We start from the raw sequence: 16082 nt of genomic DNA on the forward strand, positions 1-16082 counted from the left end.
TTGCAGTTTCTTTGCGACTTTCACATTCATAGCTGTCTCTCTCCATGTGCCGAAATTACAATGACGCCAGGCGAGATTGCAAAAGTATGTGTATCAAGAGGGATCGATTGGATTGCTATTACGGATCATAACAGTGCGGGTAACGTTAGAGTTTTCAGCAGTGTTCTTCAAGAAGTGGGGGTTTCCGTGATCCCCGGCATAGAAGTACACACACTTGAGGATGTTCACGTATTAGCGTATTTTCCAGATGTTTCGTCAGCAGAAGGGTATTCTGCATTTCTTAAGAGAGAGAAGCTTCCGATAGTTACGATAGACCCTGAGATATCTGGTTATCAGTTGTTGGTGGATGAGAATGATTCTTTTGTAGGTATGGAGGAAATCTGGCTTGGACAGCCAGCTTCTCTGAGCATTTCTGAGACTCTTAAGACTGTAGAAGAGAATGGTGGGATTTCGGTAATGGCTCATATTGATAGGAAAATGGGTCTCATTGTGCAGCTCGGACTTGTACCAGAAGAATGTATAGAAGTGCCCATGGAGATTTCTTTTGAAAGGACTCTGAAGCGGGGGCTGCAGACGAAAAACATTATACATTCAAGTGATGCACATAGTTTAGACCTGATCAAGCCCACAGTGGCAATTTCGGCCAGCACAAGAAGCTTCGAGGAGTTCAAAACTGCGATTTTTTCCTCAGGAAGGGCGTTGAGTATAATATGGGACTGAGAACAATCTGCGACCACATACTGGATATTGCTCAGAACTCAGTAGATTCTGGAACAAAAACAGCGAAGTTAACGATCGAAGAAAGGAAGGAAGAGACTCTCTTTTTCTCGGTTGTGGACTGGGGTAAGGGCATTAATGCTCAATCTTTGGAAGCAGTCATGGATCCTTTCTATACGGAAAAGAAAAAGAAAGTCAATTTCGGATTAGGCTTGCCGATGCTGAAGTTTGCAGCTGAATCTACGGGAGGCAACTTCGAAATTCGTTCAGAGCCTGGGATTGGTACAGAGGTTAGCGCACTGTTCATTCTTTCAAGTGTCGACTGTCAGCCTGTAGGTGATGTCCCATCGACTCTATTTGCTGTGATTACTATGAAAGACAATGTAGACTGGACAATAGAGAGAGTTCTAGATGAAGATGGTTATTCTTTCTCCTCGGCTCAATTCAGAGAAGTTCTGGGGAACGACTGTTTCGTTTTTCCAGTCAAAATGAAGATGATTCTTGAAATTCTTCAGGAGGCAGAAATTTCACTGGGAGGTTTATCGGATGTCCATTAGAAGATTATCGATTATTCTTAGTCTGCTTTTGCTATGTGGGTTTGGTTTGGCAAGCATCGTTCCGTCAAGGATCGCTGTTCTTGACAACAGAGTGATCTCAGACAACGAAGTTCTAGAGATTCTGAACATTCAGCGTGGAAAGGAAATAAGCGGTTCTGAACTAGAAGAGGCGATAGAGAGAGTGAAGAACAGTGGTTACTTTTCCGATGTGTATCACAGCTTTGATGAAGCATCCAGACTTCTGACAGTTCAGGTCAAAGAGTACCCTGTTGTAGAGGTTTCAGTTGTTTTCGACGGTCCGAAAATCGTTGAAACATCTCTACTCGAAGCTGCTTCAGTTATCAAGAGTGGCAAACCTATGAATCCTTCAAGGTTGATGTATGATATTCCCTTAACCCTAGAAGCAATAGAGAGCAAACTGGCTGAAAGCGGTTATATAGAACCGTTTGTACGGGTAGAGTGGGAGACCGATAAAGACAGAGCCGACGTTTTTTCAGGCAATGTTACTGATAAGGTGAAGGTCACTTTTACAGTTAAAATCTCTTTCCTGTGGGAGCTTTCGATCGATGCTCCAATATCGGATGAAGCTAAATCCTATCTCCTTAGTAGATTGGAGATAGATTATTTGAAAAAGTATTACGATACTTCGATCCTGATTAGATGGGTCAATTCTAAGAAAAAGTATGTTCCAAGAGTCGAAGACATTAACAGAGTCGTTCAGACGATTTACTCCACTTATTATGCTAATTCAAACGGACAGTGGGGATTCGATGACAGAACTTATCAGGCGATGATCGTGACACTGAATAACGCCCTGAAAAGCGTGAGACAGGTGACGCTTCCCGATGAAGTTAGGGAAAGCAGCGCATTATCAATGAGTATCACTTTCACGCCGATAGAGTATGTAAAATCGGGATTCGAATTAAGAAGTGTCTTTATTGAGGGGAACGTTAACTTGCAGAAAGGAGAAATCCTTAGACAGACCGGTCTTGCTGAAGGTCAGAAGGTTGACAATGAGATTGCGGCAAAGGCAATTCAGGCAGTTCAAGACTTATATACCGATAGGGGTTATCCCTTTATGAGAATTGAGCCGGTAATTGATGAAAAAATCGGCTTCTTCAGTCTGAAGATAACTGAGCCCTTAGTGAGAGACGTAACAGTTGAATTTGATGGTCCAAAGAAGACTCAGGATTATCTCATCAATGACAAAATCGTCATTGAGAAGGGTAAGGTTTTGTCCTTGGATGAGCTTAGAAACACATATGCCTTCTTAAACAACACAGGTTACTTCTCGAAAGTGGATATTGCTCCTGTTCCTGTAGGTAGCGATGCATTGGATGTGAAGATCACGCTTACGGAAACCGATAAAAACAACAGGATTGGTGGCGGCGGAGGATGGCAGAATGGTCTGAATCTTTATCTTGATCTGGGACTGCTCAATGTGTGGGGTTATGGTCAGAATATCTCAACTACGCTCAGTGTTACCCTTCCAATGCCCAACAACAAAGAAGTTGTTTTGACTGAAGGAGCCACGGAAACAACAACGAGAAGACCGGCCTTTGATGCCACTATAGGCTATTCGATTCCCAAGATCGGTGGTTCCAGGCTTGATTTGGACACGGCCTTCAGACTGAAATTTACTGGATTTACGACAACAATCGATTCCACCGATACCATAGTAACCAAAGCTTCTCAGGATACAGAGTTCATGCTCTCATTTACTCCAAGTTACAAGCTGTCACCCGGACAAAAAATTGGGTTTACTGCGGGGTATGAGTATATTATGTCAGAGAGCAAGGTTTCTACAGAGACTAAGCCTGCGACTGGCGACGATACTGGGAGCGTCTCCGAAAGCTTTGACGGGCTGTTTACTGGGATAAGTTATCAGCTCTCTACCCGAGATGACATCCTAAGGCCGACAATGGGAAGTGAGTATCTTGCCGGCCTCACTGCTAGAGGTATCCTTGGGAAGGACGACAAACTGTTCCTTTCGGGATATGCAGAGTACAAGAATTTCATGTCAATAGGAGATCCAGTTCTTGGCTTCAGGATAAGAACGCAGCAGCTTTTCCCGCTCTCTTCTAACGGTGTCTTCAGAAACTATCTGTTTAGCCCGGACTCTCTCATTAGGGTAAGGGGTTCTCAGAGTATCGGTCAGAATTCCTACGGTGTAACTGTCGGTTCTGCCCAGCTGAGATATCCGTTGACACCGGAAACATCGTCAATACCTGTTGACATAGTTGGGTTCGGTGACTTGCTTTTCTATCGGAACAGTTCGGGCGGGGACATAATCGGAGGAAACTTTCTTGCTGATTTTGGTCTTTGCATAGATATATCAATTCCAATGATTGGGTTGGTTCGTCTTGGTTACGGATACAACACGAGCCTTGCTGAACAGAATTCCATGTATGGCAAGCCGTATTATGGAACTCCCTTCTTTGGTTTTGGGCCTGCATTCTAAGAAGATAAAGAAAGCGCGGCTTAGTCGCGCTTTCTTTATTGGTGAGTTGAGTTAAACTACTGCAGTCAAAAAGTTAAGCACAGATTCTGAGTTCGCAACAGGGTTGTAGCCACCCTCCTGTACAATAAGCTTTTGAACATCAACTTCCTGTATGAGTTTCCCCATCATTGAGAAGTCCTCATTGTTCAGGCTGAAATGGCCTATCCCGTCGTTTTTGTGGCTGTCAATTCCAAGAGAAATTATAAGCAAGTCAGGGGAAAAATCATCGATTTCCTGAAGTGCTTTCGAAAGAGTTCGCATGTATTCAGGTCCCTCTGTGCCACCCGGAAGAGGGAAATTCATGTTGAAACCTTCGCCCGAATCGGAACCAATCTCCCAAGAGTTGCCGCTTATCCAGGGGTAGAATATCTTTGGATCGCCATGAATGGAGACATAGAATACCGTGTCGTCGTAGTAGAAGATCTCCTGAGTTCCGTTTCCATGATGGAAATCGACGTCAAGAATTGCGACGAAGCCTCTAGTGTGTTTTTGGTAGTATCGCGCGGCAATTGCTGCATTGTTGAAGTAGCAGTATCCTCCACCAGTCGATATACCGGCATGATGTCCTGGGGGTCGGCAAAGAGCATAGGAAACACTTTCACTGTCGAGGATTGAATCGACGGCGTTTAAGGCTGTGGAAACGGCAGCAAGCCCTCCAACATAGCAACCCGAGGTGACCGGCGTGCCAGTATCGAAGAGTTTGTCATATCCAAAGACCTCGGGGAAGTACTCTCTGTCTCTTGATACTGAGAGACTCTTTTCTCTTAACCATTCAACGTACTCTGGTGTATGCACCTGATAAAGATGAGAACAGTGGTAATCTCTTGGTTCCCTAATACGAAAGCCCGCGGTCTCCAGCGTGCTGCGAATTGCCTCTATCCTTTCAGGTTTGTCCGGATTTTCGATCCAAAGGCCGTCTTCCAATTCTTTCATAGGTAGATGAAAGAGATGTCTTCTGTCATAGTAAGTTATCAATTTCCATTCACCCTGTCCCCGGAAGGTCCAGTCTCAAGCTTGTTCACTCTGACCTGGTGACGTCCACCCTCTTCAGATGAAGCGAGAAAAGCTTCCACTATCCAACCGGCTAGCTCGCTACCTATCAACCTTCCACCCAGCACGAGAACGTTAGCATGGTTGTGCCTTCTGGCAAGTGCGGCCATTTCCGGAAATAGGCAAAGAGCAGCGCGAACACCCCGATGCTTGTTTGCGGCAATCGACATGCCAATTCCAGTCCCACATAGTAAAACACCGAAGTCGGAGTCTCCGCTCGTTACCGACTTACATACCTTATCGGCATAGTCTGGATAATCAACAGATCGTTCACCAGATTCAGGACCGAAGTCGACCACTGAATGACCCTTTTCTCTGATGTAGTTTACAACGAAATCTTTGAGCTGATAGGCAGCGTGATCAGAAGCAACTGCGATTTTCATGTCCATACTCCTTAGAAATGGCTTTGCTATTTGTACCAGCGGAGTACACCGGAAAGCCGTCCCTGGATTTTCACCCTGTTTGCTTCAACGACAATTGGAAGCATCTCCGGGTTTGAAGGCACCAGCCTAATCTTAGGTCCCTCGTTCTCATATCTCTTAAGGGTAGCATACTCGTCGTCTATTAGGGCCACAACAATATCACCGTTATTAGCCCATTCCTGTTTTCTAATAATAACAAAGTCACCGCTCATGATATGAGAGTCAATCATGCTGTTCCCGGTTACTTTCAGCATGTAGTATTCAAAACCTCTTCTTATCATCCACAAAGGAACAGGAATCTTCTCTTCCTCAGTCTGGACAGCTTGGACAGCCTCACCCGCTGCTACGTTACCAATAACAGGGAGCATGACAACATCTTCGCCAGGTTCAAGCGATGAGCCGTCAGGACTCTTCAAGACTCTTATTCCGCGAGAAACGCCGGTTCTTTCAATGTAACCCTTCTTCTCAAGTGACTCAAGATGCTTTGCCACTCCCCTTGGAGAAGATATTTCAAAGTCTCTGCAGATATCTCTTATGCTAGGCGGGTAACCATAGAGCTTAATGAAATTCTCAATGTACTCCAGAATCTTCTTTTGTTTCTCGGTCAGAGTCAATTCATTACACCCCCTATTCTTGGCTGGGTTATTAATCAACGACAACTGCCATCGTAGCGACGGTATCGTTTTCTTTTAGGTCCACTATCCTAACTCCCTTGGTTATTCTTCCGGTCGGTCTAACTTGTGAGATAGGAATTCTTATTGACATGCCCAACTTGGTCGCAAGAATAATCTCGTCTTCGTCGGTCACGACGAGAGTTCCGACAACAGGACCGATCTTCTCGAGTCCGTAGATGTTCTTTACACCCATGCCTCCCCGATTCTGGCATCTATACTCGGAAATGCAGGTTCTCTTTCCTCCTCCCTTTTCTGTAGTTGTCAGGAGGAATCTTTTGTCGTCAGCAGAAACGATGCTGGCTCCAACGACCTCGTCATTCTTCTTCAGTCTTATGCCCATAACTCCTGCTGCTCCTCTTCCCATTGCACGTACCTGTACAAGCGGAAATCTAGTTACCATACCGTTCCTTGTTGAAATAATAATGGTATCATCTTCCCTTGATGCAAGTGAAGCATCTATCACCCTATCGTTCTCGTTCAAACCGATTGCCCTAATTCCGGATACCCTCACATTCAGGAAGGCCTCGAATACCGTCTTCTTGATCTTGCCAGATCTAGTGGTAATAACCAGATGCTTTCCTTGAACCTCTTCCTTTCTCGTTGAAAGGACTGCCTGTACGTTCTCATCGGGATCGATCTTGATGTAGTTGGCGAGAAGCTTTCCCTTTGAGTCTCTAGAAGAGTGATCGATGATGTGGTTGCTAAGTACGTATGCTTTTCCCTTTGATGTGATGATAACTGTCTTGCTAAGCCTGGTTGTTGTAAGAATGTTGACAACGAAATCCTCTTCGCCCGTTCTTACTCCGATGACGCCTTTGCCGCCACGCCCTTGCTTTCTGTAACTTTCAAGAGGTGTAGATTTTATGTACCCCTTCTTTGTTACCATCAAGACGATCTCTTCATCCGGAATCATGTCTTCGATGTCAAAATCCCTTCCATTGCCCAAATCAATCCTTGTGCGTCTAGCATCTCCGTACTTGGTCTTTATTTCATCGAGCTCCTTAACAATGATCTCATAGACCTTTTCATCACTTCCTAGAATCAATCTGTACTCGTTGATCTTGGCTACCAAATCCCTGTACTCACTGAGAAGCTTCTCGATTTCCATTCCTGTAAGCTTGCCCATTCGCATGTCTAGAATCGCGGCGCTTTGCTCCTCAGTTACTTCAAGTGTTTCCATCAGATTCCTGGATGCCTCTTCCGTATTAGCCGAATTCCTTATTATGTCTACAACTGTATCAATAGATCTTGTCGCCTTCGTCAGCCCCTCGACAATGTGAGCTCTTCTGGATGCTTGCTCAAGATCGTATTCAGTCTTTGCTCTAATTACATTGAACCGGTGAAAAAGAAAGCCCTGAAGTATTTGCTTAAGATTCATTACTCTTGGGCGCTTCTTCTCGTCGATAACCAGCATGTTCACGCTAAAGGTTGTTTGAAGCTGTGTATGCTTGAAAAGAAGATTAAGGACTACGTTAGGATCGGCACCGCGTTTCAGTTCAATAACTACCCTGAGCCCTTTTTGATCGGACTCATCCCTTATGTTTCTTATCTGAAGGTCGCGGTGGTTCTGAGTTGCGCTAACTATCTGCTGAATTAGATCTGCCTTCGATATGTTGTAAGGTATCTCATGGACAACTATTTGAGGACTTCCACCTGACTCTTCAATCTCGGCAATAGCTCTAATGGTGATTCTTCCTTTCCCTTCCTCATATATTGAAGGGATGGATCCTGCATCCATTATCATTCCGCCAGTAGGAAAATCCGGTCCCTTCACGAATTTCAAGAGATCGGAAACCGTACAATCTGGATCCTTGATCAGCAGATTTAGGGAATCAACTATTTCGATTAGGTTGTGTGGTGGTATGCTCGTCATCATTCCCACGGCAATTCCAGAAGTGCCATTCAGGAGTAGGTTTGGGATTTTAGTAGGAAGCACATCAGGTTCTGAAAGAGACCCATCAAAATTCGGCATCATCGGTACGGTGCTCTTATCGATGTCCTGAAGCAATTCTTCTGCAAGAGTCTGCATTCGTGCTTCGGTATACCTCATGGCAGCGGGAGGATCTCTATCGACTGATCCGAAGTTGCCCTGCCCTTCGACAAGAGGATAACGCATAGAGAATGGTTGAGCCATTCTCACTAGAGCGTCGTAAATGGCAGCATCGCCGTGGGGATGGAACTTTCCCATGACTTCTCCGACTATACGGGCGCTTTTCTTGAAACTTTGATTATGACGAAGACCCAATTCCGACATCCCGAAAAGAATCCTTCTCTGAACAGGTTTCAGACCATCGCGCAGATCCGGGATCGCTCTCCCTACTATAACGCTCATAGAGTAGAGCATGTATGAATTAATCAGTTCATCATCAATATTCTTGTGGATAATTTCTTCAGGCAAAGACGTATTCCTCCTCTACTTGTCACGAAACTTTGGCGCCTGGAAGCAGATCCTTATGAACAGTTAGCAGTGAAAGCGCATTTCCTATCTTTGCGGCAAGAAGCATCCCGTTTGACTCAATCCCCATCAGTTTTGCAGGTTGAAGATTAGCGACCACCACCACCTTCAGACCGACCAATTCTTCCGGGCTGTAGAATTGAGCGATTCCAGCTACGACCTGCCGCTTGCCAAGTTCACCTAGATCGAGCTGCAACTTGACAAGTTTCTTGGATTTCGGAACGTTCTCCGCCTCAATTACAGCCGCCACCCTAAGTTCAACCCTGGTGAATTCGTCGATTGCTATCAGAACGTTATTTTCTGTTTCAGGCTTAGTATCCTGACCGTTCAAGTCTGTCACCTTCTTATGTTTTTCTATGTCAATTCTCGGAAAAATCGGTTCACCGTGACTGACTCTACTTCCAAAAAGCGGATCGGCCCAGTCAAGGTCTTGAAGAGTCATTCTCGACTCAATACCTAATCGCTTTCGAATCTCCTTTGCAGTATTGAACATAACCGGTTCAATCATTAACGACACATTTCCAAGAACACAGACAAGATTGTGCAGGACAGTGTCTAGTCTCGTTTTCTTTTCGTTGTCTTTCCCGAGCTTCCATGGCTCAGTCAGATCGATGTATTTGTTACCATATCTTATGAGTTCCCAGACGCTTTCAAGTGCCTGTGTGAACCTGAGTCTATCCATTGAGTCCACATATGTGGAAAAGGTGCTTTCCAAAAGCTCTTTAAGGGACTCATCAACCATCTCTTCTACGCCTCTTTCAGGAACAACTCCGTCATTGAACTTCTGAATCATCACGACTGTTCTATGCAGAAGATTACCCAGATCGTTTGCAAGATCTGCGTTGATTCTGCCAATAAGGTTGTCTTCGGAAAAGTCGCCATCGCGACCAAACTGGATATCCCTTAGGAGGTAGTATCTCAGAGCGTCGTTACCGTAAACCTTGACAAAGCTCATCGGACTTATCGCGTTTCCCAATGACTTGGAGATCTTCTGACCATTAATTGTTAGCCATCCGTGGGCATAAACCTGCTTAGGCAAAGAGATTCCAGCAGACATAAGCATAGCTGGCCAAATAATTGAGTGAAAACGATTTATCTCCTTTCCAATCAGATGCACATCGGCGGGCCAATACCGTTCAAAGGAGTCGTGATCATTCGGGAACCCGATTGCACTCAAGTAGTTTATCAGCGCGTCCACCCAAACATAAATCACGTGTTCTGGATCGTCAGGCATCGGTACCCCCCAATTGAAAGACGTTCTCGTTATACTTAAATCCTTCAGCCCGGATTCGAGAATTTTCAGCATTTCATTTCTTCTAAAATACGGTTGGACAAATTCAGGGTTCTCTTTGTAGAGTTTGAGAAGAGGATCATTGTACTTAGAAAGTCTAAAAAAGTAGTTCTCTTCACTCACCCATTTCACTTCGCGACCACATTCTGGGCAAGTCTTTCCTTCCTTCAGATCTTCCTCATTCCAGAAAGTTTCATCTGGTATGCAGTACCACCCTTCATATCTTCCCTTATATATATCACCGTTTTCCTTTAGTCGTGAAACGAATTCCTGCACGGCTCTCATGTGATTCTCATCAGTAGTTCTCACGAACCCATCGTTCGTCAATTCAAGATCTTTCCAGAGCTTTATAAATTTGGCGGCCATTATATTGCAGTATTCCTGAGCATTGATATTTCTCGTTAGCGCTTCATTCAAGACCTTTTGACCGTGCTCATCGGTGCCAGTGAGGAAGAATACTTCATAGCCGGAGAGTCTCCTATATCTGGCAATTACATCTGCAATTATTGTAGTATAGGCAGAGCCAATGTGAGGCTCACTATTTATGTAGTATATTGGCGTGGTAACATAGAACTTCTTCAAAGGACACCTCCAGAAGTATTATATCATTTACCTAGCTAAATGTATACCAGGGAAAATCACTCAAAGCGTTTCGAAGAGCGAGATTAAGCTTTGTATCTGATCAACGGTTTTCTCTGGAAGATTGGGCGTCTTCTCAATCAGATCCCTATTTAGATTGACCACTCTTTCGTAAATATTTTTCAGATTTTGCTCGAAGTTACTTAATTCTTCTCCAGAAAGATTTGATCTGCCCCACTGTACTGCGAATTGCAGTGTTTCGTCTGGAGTTGCCGGTCCCATGTTCTCACAGGCCCATACGTGTTTCCGGACAACCTCAAGTATCTTCAGTTTCTGTGCATCTATAGAATCAACAATCGAGGGTATTGAGTTCAAGTATTCAATGTAGATGTCCTCCCAGTCCGGGTATCTGTTCCATGTGCCGGGAAGAAGAGTGATCGCAAGATCAAACCAGTAAGTTGCTCGAATACCACTTTCGTATACCAGATCTATGATTATCTGCCTGAACTCTCCGCTTTCTCCGAAGGCAGAGACCACAGTGCTTTCTCTAGAATTGATGAAGTTGAAGTACTTCTTGAGTTCGCTATTCAAGCTTGTGTATAGGCGGCCAAGAATCCTTGGCGTCTGGCGCTCGCTGAACAGTATAACAGATGATTCATAGTAGTCGGCAGCATCGAGTATCATCTGAATCTGTGTAATGAAGTAAAGCTGTAAGCCCGACACAAGTTCAGGATTGTCGAAAACCGAAGCGTGCTTCTGGAAGAACTCAGCGAACGGAAGAGTTCTAATGCTTGTTCTATGAACCGGAATTATTTCGGGATCTCCCTTGAACTCAAGTATTATGTCAGAGGAATACTCATCCTTCCCTGTTAGAATCGATTTCATGAGCTCCGGGTTGTCTCTCACTGTCTCAAGTCGCTGTGCCTTTGTCCCCAGGCCTGCAATATACCATAAGGGTTTGCCAAATACGGGATACAGTCTATTTGAAAGTTTGAAATCGTCTAATGCCTTATCATAGAACTCCCCCGCCTTGGAAATATAGAAGTTGTACTGGTTTATTCGATTGTTTATCTCATCCAATAGTTTTCTGATCTCGCTCTGTCTCTCTTTTTCAGCTAGCTCAAGAAGATCGATTTGATTGGCGCCAGGATACTTCGATCGGATCTCGCTTCCCTTCACATTCATATAACTCGCGACATCTTGCAGGTGAGCGTAGTTGCCAGAGAAAGTGCTGATCTCATTCTTGATTTGCTGAAGAGCACTTAGATTGATGTTCTGTGCTTGATTATAGTAAGCAAGATAATACTGCTGGTTAGTTTGTCCAATCCTGAAGAAGCCCTCTCCAAGAAACGCCGACGTCTTCAGGAAGATCAGTACGGCGGCTATAGCGAACAAGGCCACCACAGCAGGAACTCTTGGAAGCTTTCTTTCCTTAAGATCTGGATTGAAGTACTTTCCAACGGCGATAGATCCCAAAAAGATGGCCAGCATAAGATTTGGCTGCATATGGAGAGGAAATTCAAAGAAACTGTGAACTGCCAGGGAAAATATTCCCGCTCCCAGGGAGCCATAAAGCAGCAGATCCCTCTTATTGTCTATTCTGAACAAGTTTTTTACGTACCTGAAGACCAGTAGGCCGACCATCAATACAATGAAGAGGAGGCCGATGATTCCCATCTCTCCCAGACCCTGGATGTAGTCGTTGTGAGTCCTCTTGAAATTATTCCATACAGGCATGAAGTCAGGACTATGGTTAAGTACCTGAGGACTGTATAAGAGATGATACAGCTGAAACGTTCCGATTCCACTCCCGAAAGGGATTCTCAGCTTATTGTTATCATCGAGCCACTGGAAAAGCGAGTTGTACCATGCTGAGAACCTCTCTTTCCACGATCCAGAGGAAGTTAATACATATTCAAGTCTGGCAGTGATATTGATTTTTCCGTCGCCGGTCAGGGGAGATGGTGTGAGATAAAGATATGACAATACGGCTATGATTACTAGAGCCAAGAGAAGAAAGATGAGTGAGAGTCTTTTCAACTTCTTCTCTTCAGAGGTTTCCAGAGCTTCTGGCTTCTTTCCTTTCCTCAAGAAGAAGTACAATAGCAAGAATAGTAGATTGCCTATGAATATCGCAGTTATTACCGTTCTTGTCTGTGATACAAATACAGAGGCTACCATCGGAATCAAGAATACCAGCATGATTATCTTAAGGATAAGTTGACTTCTTGCACTCTTGAACAGAATCCCGAGTGGTCTTCTGGAGATCAGGAAATAGAAGATCATAGGAATTGTCATGCCCATGTAATCAGAGACGAAATTCGGGTTTCCAATAGTCGATCTAGCGGAGGCTCTTGCAAAAGGTTCTCCGACCTTGCCTAGAAAAATGTCAAATCCCAGGTAGAAGTTAAGGAGTGCATCAGCTGCGACAACGGCTGCTCCAATCAAGAAGAACAGCATAATTACTTCAATCTTCTCGACGGAGTCCCATTTGCTGGAAATATAGATCGCGGTGAAGGAAAGGAACACAACATAAAGAGCAATCTCCAAAGAGTACCTGAAGTACTGAGGATTGTCCATCGAAACCACAATCAACGAGAGTAAGGCAGCGATTCCGATTCCGAAAAAGGCCAGATGTACGTACCCAAATCGCATCAAAACCTCTCTCTTCCTAATAAACACAGAAAGGAAGATTACTGTGAATCCGACAACGTAGAAGAGATGTTTTCCGGTTGAAGGCTCGTGTGTGAATCCCTTGGTGACAAACAAAGGAATAAACAGAGTCAGAATCAGATAAACAATGGTTTCGAAGTCTATTAGTTGTTTCTTCTCCGTCATTGAGACCACCTCGAAAAATGAGATTAGAATTCTACAAAGAGATACCTTCTCAATATGTTGTCTTCATAGCTTGCCAAAAAGCAACGTTATTGCCTGAAACTTCTACTTGCTGGTTCTCTTCCTTCTCTTTTTTCTTTTTCCTTCTTCGTTGTAATAGTAATAGTAGTGGTAGTAATAGCTTGAATTCTTCTCATCTACTCCATTGACTATTACTCCAAGAATCTTCACTCCCACGGTCTTGAGATTCTCCACAACTATTCTCAAGCCATCCTTTATTGCCCTTCCGGGCCTAACAACTAGCACGATTCCGTCTAACTTGTTTCCCACCAAAGAAACGTCTGAAGTGACAACCGCCGGTGGCATATCTATCAGAACTCTGTCATATCTCTGCTTCAGTTCAGAAAGGAGAGTGTCGATCCTTTTCGACGAAAGGACTATTGTGGGATTTGGGGGAATGATTCCCACTCCTATGAAATCCATGTTTTCAGCGTAGTTCTCGACAACGTCATCAATTGAGGCAGTTCCCATTATCACATCCACCGCGCCCTTGGTTCTCTTGCCAGCTTTGAGTATCTTTTCGACCCTGGGGCGACGCAGATCAAGGTCCAGGAGGACTACTCTTTGACCGCTGTTTGCCATTGAATAGGCGATATTTGCAATTACGAAACTCTTTCCCTCAGTAGGGAGAACCGATGTAACTGCCACCGTCTTTCCCTCGCCCATCGTGAAAGAGAGATTGCTTGCTGCAAGCTTTATCGATTCTGAAGAAGGTGCCGTTGGGTTTTTCTCTACATACATTTCTTCGCTTGTTCCTTCGATACTCGGAATTCTTCCGATTATCGGCTGCCTACTGAAACGTTCTATCTCTTCCTCTGTCTTGAGAGTTTTGTCGAGGTACTCGGCAAGAAAGACCATTAGCATTCCAAGAAAGATCCCCAAAACGCCTCCAATGGCCAGAGATAGTTTCTTGTTGGGTTTCACCGGCGACTGAGGCACGGTCGCGGGGTCGACAATTGCAGCGTTTCCAACTACGGCAGCTTCACTGATCTTTGCCTCCTCAAGTCTCTCCAGAAGCAAGGTGTAGAGGCTCTCTTTAACTGCTATCTGCCTCTCAAGATCGAGCAGCTGTTGCTCCTTTGCCGGCAGGTTTCTCAGTTCAGATTGATACTGGTCCCTCAAAAGACCCACTGCCTGAATCGAAGCTTGAAGGATTTGAAATCCTGCTTCTGAACTGATGACGCCAGTTATTATCTGCTGGTACGCAGGATTCAAGGTCATGCCCTGGCCTGAGACTATGAACTCGTTTTGAATCTGTTCTGCTATCAAACTCTCAGTCTTCGAAATCTCTGTGATTTTCGATCTCACTCTAGGGTCAGTTTTTGGATACTGCTCCTCCAGCGAAGCAAGCTCAACTTGAAGAGTTGCAAGGCTCTGTCTTAGACTGGTAAGCACGGGGTTTACGGAAAAACTCTCAGATGTCTGAACCCAAAGTGCCTTTATGCTCTTTGAATCAATGCTGTCAAAATCGTCGAGCATACTCTGGTAAGTTTCGATTTCAGCTTTCTTCTCTTCAGCGGAGATCATCAGTTCGTTGTGCTGCTTGTCATAGTTGCTGAGCATTTGGAATAGTTGATCGGCATGCTTGTCGAGTACGTAGATGCCTGTTTCTTCTTTGAACTGCTTTATCTTATCGGTAGCCTCGTTCAGATCGCTCTCCAGAAGTGGGATCTGTGCCTCAATGAATTCACGTTTTCTTGTCAGGTCTCTTTTTGACAATTCTGCCAGTTTGGTATTGTAAACCTCGGCTAGAGTATTGGCGATATCCCTCGCAAGAACGGGGTCCTTGTTCTGAACTGAGACTCTGACAATCCTGGTATCCTTAACAGGTGAGACAGTTATCATTGATGAAATACTTCGCGTGAGTGAAGCTACTAGATCACGGTCCGAATAACCTTCCGATAGTAGCCGAGCCTTCGTATCTTCTGAATATACTCTGTCGACCAACCCGAGCACTTCGATTATCTCTTCGATGTTCGTCCTGCTCTTAATAAGTTCAACCTCGGTTGAGATATTCGATCCCGAGCTCCCTGTAAGGGAACTACTAAAGAGATCCCCCACAGATGATTGAGAGGTTGGATCGACTTTGATGGTGACGCTGGCTTCATAAATTGGCGTAGCGAAAATGAGATAAACGCCTGTGACAACAACTACCGCAAGTACAATAGAAATGAAGAGAACCATTCGCTTCTTAAACATTCTAAAAATGTCTTCAAGAGTTAGTTCCCTATAATCGCTGCCCTCGAACTCGCTCACGAAAGCACCTCCATCTAGAGATAGTAATCGTTCAAAAAAAGCCTATATCGATCATCGTGAAAATCTATTAAGAGTCTGTTGTCGCCAGACTTGTGTTTATCGCTTCCAATGATCTCGGCTATTCCTTCGTTGATAAGAACCCGAGTTCTGGGATTCTTGTCGAGACTGTTCCAGTTTACCTGAAAGAGAACTCCCATGTCTCTAAGCCTAAGTATATCGTCTGTAAGCTCTTGCTTGCCAAAAAACAACCCGCTTTTTCTGAAAAGGTATTCATAACGCTCAACATGAGCAAGTATTATTCTTAATCCCTTGACCTGCAGTTTTTCGATCACTTCAAACAGATAGTGAGGTCTTCGCTGCGTTGGAAGCTCCAATAGAACAGTGTTTGACCCACCCATAGTAATCAGATCGGCATCCAGTATCTCTGGTCTAAAGAATATCTCAGAGCCAAGCAAGACTTCAACTGAGTGAGAGTTCAGTTCAAAATGGTATTCGTTCCATCTCTTCACTATCCGTTCAGGATCGGAAGGACTCATCGGGGAAAAAAGGTGAGGTGTCAAGTAAAGTCTCTGAAGCCCCTTGAGCTTCATTTCTTCAAGGAGTGCCAGAGACTCCTCAATGCTATCAACACCGTCATCCACTCCAGGGAGCAGATGGCAGTGAGAGTCGATATTCAATGCAGATCA

11 protein-coding genes are annotated in these 16082 nt (G+C 44.5%); 3 read left to right on the forward strand and 8 right to left on the reverse strand.

Going from position 1 to position 16082, the window contains the following annotated elements; genetic code table 11:
- The 3 genes from Q502_RS02305 to Q502_RS02315 are packed head-to-tail and all read left to right on the forward strand — an operon-like array spanning position 1 to position 3735.
- Positions 1-720: a PHP domain-containing protein gene (locus tag Q502_RS02305; RefSeq protein ID WP_099828767.1), complete on the forward strand. Its 720-nt coding sequence runs from the start codon at positions 1-3 to the stop codon at positions 718-720.
- Positions 711-1274 (forward strand): ATP-binding protein, encoded by a 564-nt coding sequence (locus Q502_RS02310; protein ID WP_099828768.1) that lies wholly within the window; start codon positions 711-713, stop codon positions 1272-1274. The genes Q502_RS02305 and Q502_RS02310 overlap by 10 nt, the downstream gene beginning before the upstream one ends.
- The gene (locus tag Q502_RS02315; RefSeq protein ID WP_099828769.1) at positions 1264-3735 is read left to right on the forward strand and encodes an outer membrane protein assembly factor; all 2472 of its coding nucleotides are present in this window, start codon (positions 1264-1266) and stop codon (positions 3733-3735) included. The genes Q502_RS02310 and Q502_RS02315 overlap by 11 nt, the downstream gene beginning before the upstream one ends.
- Before the next feature lie 51 nt (positions 3736-3786).
- Here the strand turns inward: Q502_RS02315 and Q502_RS02320 are convergent, their stop codons facing one another.
- The 8 genes from Q502_RS02320 to Q502_RS02355 form a co-directional block, all read right to left on the reverse strand.
- Positions 3787-4749: a histone deacetylase family protein gene (locus tag Q502_RS02320; protein ID WP_099828770.1), complete on the reverse strand. Its 963-nt coding sequence runs from the start codon at positions 4747-4749 to the stop codon at positions 3787-3789.
- On the reverse strand, positions 4746-5207 hold the full coding sequence (rpiB, locus tag Q502_RS02325; protein ID WP_099828771.1) for a ribose 5-phosphate isomerase B: 462 nt from the start codon (positions 5205-5207) through the stop codon (positions 4746-4748). The genes Q502_RS02320 and rpiB overlap by 4 nt, the downstream gene beginning before the upstream one ends.
- 26 nt (positions 5208-5233) lie before the next feature.
- Positions 5234-5860 (reverse strand): transcriptional repressor LexA, encoded by a 627-nt coding sequence (lexA, locus tag Q502_RS02330; protein WP_099828772.1) that lies wholly within the window; start codon positions 5858-5860, stop codon positions 5234-5236.
- A gap of 31 nt (positions 5861-5891) precedes the next feature.
- The gene (gene gyrA, locus Q502_RS02335) at positions 5892-8318 is read right to left on the reverse strand and encodes a DNA gyrase subunit A (RefSeq protein ID WP_099828773.1); all 2427 of its coding nucleotides are present in this window, start codon (positions 8316-8318) and stop codon (positions 5892-5894) included.
- 22 nt (positions 8319-8340) lie between these two features.
- A complete protein-coding gene (gene metG / locus Q502_RS02340; RefSeq protein ID WP_099828774.1) occupies positions 8341-10248 on the reverse strand; it encodes a methionine--tRNA ligase in 1908 nt (635 codons plus the stop codon).
- A gap of 60 nt (positions 10249-10308) precedes the next feature.
- Positions 10309-13083, reverse strand: coding sequence for an O-antigen ligase family protein (locus Q502_RS02345; RefSeq protein ID WP_099828775.1), 2775 nt, complete (start codon positions 13081-13083; stop codon positions 10309-10311).
- Between the two features lie 102 nt (positions 13084-13185).
- Positions 13186-15396 carry a polysaccharide biosynthesis tyrosine autokinase gene (locus tag Q502_RS02350; protein ID WP_099828776.1) on the reverse strand — a complete coding sequence of 737 codons (2211 nt, stop codon included), beginning with the start codon at positions 15394-15396 and terminating at the stop codon, positions 13186-13188.
- Positions 15397-15410: 14 nt separating this feature from the next.
- A complete protein-coding gene (locus tag Q502_RS02355; protein ID WP_099828777.1) occupies positions 15411-16073 on the reverse strand; it encodes a CpsB/CapC family capsule biosynthesis tyrosine phosphatase in 663 nt (220 codons plus the stop codon).
- Positions 16074-16082 lie beyond the last annotated feature (9 nt).

The organism is Mesotoga sp. Brook.08.YT.4.2.5.2. (genome assembly GCF_003351125.1).
In the GTDB taxonomy this organism is placed as follows: Bacteria; Thermotogota; Thermotogae; order Petrotogales; family Kosmotogaceae; genus Mesotoga.

Coding starts and splice junctions, on each gene's coding strand:
- Q502_RS02310 (WP_099828768.1), top strand. CDS start 711: ATGGGACTGAGAACAATCTGCGACCACATACTGGATATTGCTCAGAAC.
- Q502_RS02315 (WP_099828769.1), top strand. CDS start 1,264: ATGTCCATTAGAAGATTATCGATTATTCTTAGTCTGCTTTTGCTATGT.
- rpiB (WP_099828771.1), bottom strand. CDS start 5,207: ATGAAAATCGCAGTTGCTTCTGATCACGCTGCCTATCAGCTCAAAGAT.
- Q502_RS02345 (WP_099828775.1), bottom strand. CDS start 13,083: ATGACGGAGAAGAAACAACTAATAGACTTCGAAACCATTGTTTATCTG.